The 3911-nt window shown below is 74.8% G+C and carries 1 protein-coding gene; it reads right to left on the minus strand.

Annotated features, from left to right (window positions below):
* A partial coding sequence (locus tag AN216_RS25320) for a type I polyketide synthase (protein WP_139141000.1) occupies positions 1 to 3911 on the minus strand: 3911 nt, incomplete at both ends.

Raw genomic sequence — 3911 nt, forward strand, 5'->3', positions numbered from 1 at the left:
CCCGCTCCGAGCGGCCGATCGCCACCGCGCCGCTGGTGCCGCACCACAGCGGCGCGGACACGGCCAGTTCGCCCAGCGCCTGGACGAGCGCCAGGGTGCCGGCCAGGCCGACGGGCACGGCCGGGTGTTCCGGGTGCGGGCGCTCGTCCAGCGCGAGCAGCGACAGCACGCCGGTCAGCTCGCCCGGTGCTGCGTCCCCTGTAGCGGACGCGGCGGACCCGTGCCCGACCGTCGTCTCGCCGGACGCGGACACACCCGTCCCCTCGGACTTCCCAGCGCCGGGGCGTACGACCTCCCGCAGCCGGCGTACGAGCTGATCCGGGCCGTCGTCCGCCGCGACCCGTACGACACGCACCTCGGCGCCGTGGGTCTCCAGCGCGCCACGCGCCGCCTCCGTCAGCTCGGAGGTGTCCTGCGGGAGCACCAGCAGCCAGCGGCCGGTCAGCCGTCGGGTCGGGCCGGACTCGGTCCACGGTGACCAGGACACCGTGTAGCGCCAGTTGTCGACGGTGGACCGCTCCTGACTGCTGCGCCGCCAGCTGGACAGCGCGGGCAGCACCTCCCGCAGCGGGGTGTCCACGGGCAGTTGCAGCGAGCCGGCCAGTTCCTCCAGGTCCTCGCGCTCGACGGTCTCCCAGAACCGCGCCTCGGCGGCGCTCGCCGGGGCGGTGGCCGTCGGCTCCGCCGGCTGGGCGGTCAGCACCGGCCAGTAGCGGTCCCGCTGGAAGGCGTACGTCGGCAGGTCCACGCGACGCGCGCCGCTGCCGGCGAACACCGCGTGCCAGTCCACCTCCACGCCCTGCGTGTGGGCCTCGGCGAGCGAGCGCAGGAAGCGTTCCAGGCCGCCCTCCTCGCGGCGCAGCGAGCCGAGCACGGCCGTCTCGAGGTCGCGCTCCTCCGCGCACTCGCGCATCCCGACCGCGAGCACCGGGTGCGGGCTGACCTCGATGAAGTGCCGGTGACCGGCGGCCAACAGCAGCCGCATGGCGTCCTGGAAGCGGACGGTCTCGCGCAAGCTAGTGTACCAGTAGTCCGCGTCCAGTGAACTGTCGGCGCTCAGCCAGCCGCCGGTCACGGTGGACGGGAACGGCAGCTCGGGCTCGCCCGGACGCACCGGCTCCAGCGCGGTCAGCACCCGCTGCCGGATCGCCTCGACCTGGGCCGAGTGCGAGCCGTAGTCGACGGAGACCATACGGGCCCGCACGTCCGTGTCGACCAGCCGCTCGTGCAGGTGGGCCAGCTCGGCGGCGGAGCCGGAGACCACCACCGAGGACGGCCCGTTGACCGCCGCGACGGACAGCTCGCCGGCGTATTCCGCCAGCCACTCCTCGACCCGCGCCACCGGCAGCGGCACGGACATCATGCCGCCGCTGCCCGCGATCCCGGTGATGGCCTGGCTCCGCAGCGCGACCACCCGGGCGCCGTCCTCCAGGGTCAGCGCGCCGGCCACGCAGGCGGCGGCGATCTCGCCCTGGCTGTGCCCGAGCACGGCGGCGGGACGTACGCCGTACGCCTCCCACAGAGCCGCGAGGGAGACCATCACGGCCCACAGCGCGGGCTGTACGACGTCGACCCGGTCCAGGAGTCCCGCGGCGACCGGATCGGCCAAGGCGTCTGAGCCGGCCCGGTCGTCCGCGTCGGTCGGGTCGGTGCCGCCGCGCAGCACCTCGGTGAGCGACCAGTCCACGTACGGGCGCAGCGCCTCCTCGCACTCGGCGATCCGGGCGGCGAACGCGGGTGCGGTGTCGAGCAGTTCGCGTCCCATGCCGACCCACTGCGCGCCCTGGCCGGGGAAGACCAGCACCGGACCCTCGCCGGCCCGGGCCAGCCCGGTCACGGCACCCGCGCCCGCGACGAGTTCGCCCTCGGCGACCTCGCGCAGCTGTGCCAGCAGCGTGGCGTGGTCCCGGGCGGGCAGCACGGCGCGGTGCTCGAAGGCGGGGCGGGAGGTCGCCAATGAGTAGCCCAGGTCGGTCAGTTGCGGGGCGGTACGGCCGCCTACGCGGGTCAGCAGCCGGTCCGCCTGTTCCCGCAGCGCGCCTTCCGTACGCCCCGCCAGGGCCACCGGCACCACCGGGAGCCCGGCACGGTCGCGTACGTCGACGGGCCGCTCGGCGGCCTCCGCCGCTTCCTCAGCCGGCGCGGCGGATGCCGGCGCGGCGGATGCCGGCGCGGCGGACTCCACCGGCGGCTGTTCGAGGATGACGTGCGCGTTGGTGCCGCTCATGCCGAACGAGGACACGCCCGCGCGGCGCGGTCGCCCGGACTCCGCCGGCCAGTCCCGTGCCTCGGTCAGCAGCCGCACCTCGCCCGCTGACCAGTCGACGTGCGGGCTCGGCTCCTCGGCGTACAACGTCTGGGGCAACAGGCCGTGCCGCAGCGCCTGCACCATCTTGATGATCCCGCCGACACCGGCGGCGGCCTGGCTGTGCCCGATGTTCGACTTGAGCGAGCCCAGCCACAAAGGCGCTTCCGCGTCCCGCCCGGCGCCGTAGGTCGCCAGCAGCGCCTGCGCCTCGATCGGGTCACCCAGCGTCGTACCGGTGCCGTGCCCCTCCACCACGTCCACGTCCGTCGTGCCGAGTCGTGCGGAGGCCAAGGCCTGCCGGATGACCCGCTGTTGGGAGGGGCCGTTGGGCGCGGTCAGGCCGTTGCTGGAGCCGTCCTGGTTGACCGCGCTGCCCTTGACCACGGCCAGCACCCGGTGACCGTTCCGCCGCGCGTCGGACAGCCGCTCGACGGCGAGCATGCCGACGCCCTCGGCCCAGCTGGCCCCGTCCGCGTCCGCCGAGTACGGCTTGCAGCGGCCGTTCTCCGCGAGCGCCCGCTGCCGGCTGAACTCGATGAGCGAGCCCGGCGTGGACATCACCGTCACGCCGCCGGCCAGCGCCAGGTCGCACTCGCCCTGTCGCAGCGCCTGCACCGCGAGGTGCAACGCGACCAGCGAGGAGGAACAGGCGGTGTCCACGGTCAGCGCCGGACCCTCCAGGCCCAGGGTGTACGAGATGCGGCCGGAAAGAACGCTCGGCGAGTTGCCGGTGCCGACGTAGCCCTCGTAGCTCTCCTCGGCGGCGGCCAGCAGGGTGGTGTAGTCCTGGTACGTCACGCCCGCGAAGACGCCCGTACGGCTGCCGCGCGCCGCGCGCGGGTCCATGCCCACCCGCTCCAGGGCCTCCCAGGAGGTCTCCAGCAGCAGCCGCTGCTGCGGGTCCATGGAGGTCGCCTCGCGTGGACTGATCCCGAAGAACGCCGGGTCGAAGCGGCTCGCGTCGTGCAGGAAGCCGCCCTCCCGGGTGTAGCAGGTGCCCGGGTTGTCCGGGTCGGGGTCGTAGAGCGCGTTCAGGTCCCAGCCCCGGTCGGCGGGGAACGGCGAGACGCCGTCACCACCGGCGGCGACCAGCTCCCACAGCTCCTCGGGGTCGCTTACCCCGCCGGGGAAGCGGCAGCTCATGCCGACGATGACGACCGGGTCGGTGTCCAGTGCCACGCTGCCGGCCCCTGCCTCGGACCGGGTGGCGGCGCCGAACAGTTCCTCGTCCAGGTGCGCGGCCAGCACGGCCGGCGTGGGGTGGTCGAAGACCAGGGTGGCGGGCAGGGTCACGCCGAGTTCGGCGCTGAGCTGGTTCCGCAGCTCGACGGCGGTCAGCGAGGTGAACCCGGTGTCGGTGAAGGTGCGTTGGGCCTCGACGTCCTGCGGGCCGTCGTAGCCGAGGACGTTCGCGACCTGGCCGCGTACGGCACCCAGCAGCACGCGGCGGCGCTCCGCCGCCGGCCGCCCGGCCAGCTTGTTCACCAGCGCGGAGACGTCCGATCCGGCGGCGGCACCGGCGGCGGTGCGCCGCTCCGGGCGGGTCGTCTCGGCCGCCGGGAGCTGGGCGTGGCCCGGCTGCTGGTCCTGGGCTGCTGTACCG

The organism is Streptomyces oceani (genome assembly GCF_001751245.1).
Taxonomy (GTDB): Bacteria; Actinomycetota; Actinomycetes; order Streptomycetales; family Streptomycetaceae; genus Streptomyces; species Streptomyces oceani.